1 protein-coding gene is annotated in these 1,145 nt (G+C 35.5%); it reads left to right on the top strand.

What is annotated here, in order from left to right:
• Positions 1-1,145 (top strand): type I pullulanase (pulA, locus tag AC1DTM_RS27655; RefSeq protein WP_477001393.1); only part of this gene is annotated, 1,145 nt, incomplete at both ends.

Genomic DNA, 1,145 nt, shown 5'->3' with positions numbered 1-1,145 from the left:
GTTGATCCGTATGTGCGTGCTACTTCTGTAAATGGAGATAAAGGTGTAGTCGTTGATTTAAAAGAAACAAATCCGAAAAATTGGAAAGCAAACAAAAAACCGAAATTTAAAAATCCGGAAGATGCTATTATTTATGAATTGCATGTACGCGATCTTTCCATTCAACCTGAAAGTGGTATTAAGCATAAAGGGAAATATTTAGGTGTAACAGAAAAAGGAACAAAAGGTCCTGAAGGTGTAAAAACAGGACTTGATCATATGAAAGATCTTGGTGTTACTCACGTTCAGTTTTTACCGATATTTGATTATGCCTCGGTAAATGAAGAAACTTTAAATGAACCACAATATAACTGGGGATATGACCCGAAAAATTTCAACGTCCCAGAGGGCTCCTATTCTACAAATCCTTATGAGCCGACTGTTCGAATAACTGAATTAAAGCAAATGATTCAAGTGCTGCACGATAATAACCTTCGTATTGTGATGGACGTAGTATATAACCATATGTATAATGCCGCTGAATCAAATTTTCATAAGTTAGTTCCAGGTTACTATTATCGTTACAATGACGACGGAACATTAGCAAATGGAACTGGAGTAGGGAATGATACCGCTTCAGAACGAAAGATGATGAGAAAATTTATGGTGGATTCCGTCACATACTGGGCAAAAGAATATAATTTAGATGGATTCCGTTTTGATTTAATGGGTATTCATGATTTTGAAACGATGAATGAGATACGTAAAGCTGTTAATCAAATTGATCCTTCTATTATTCTGCATGGAGAAGGCTGGGATTTAAATACACCTCTTGCAGCTGAATTGAAAGCAAATCAAAAAAATGCGGAGAAAATGAAAGGAATTGCTCATTTTAACGATAATATACGTGATGGATTGAAAGGCAGTGTATTTGAGGATAAAGATAATGGTTTTGTAAATGGAAAGCAAAACATGGAAGACCGTATTAAAAAAGGTATTACGGCAGGTATTGACTACGATACAAATTCGGCTACTTATCAAGATCCGGAGCAGGTGCTAACTTATGTGGAAGCACATGACAATCATACTTTATGGGATAAACTTGAGTTGACTAATTCAGGTGACAGTGAAGAAATGCGAAAACAAATGCATCAATTATCTTCTTC

The organism is Bacillus sp. P4_D3 (assembly GCF_056401855.1).
Note: the sequence above shows the minus strand (reverse complement) of the source record. Positions and strands in the feature narration are given on the sequence as shown.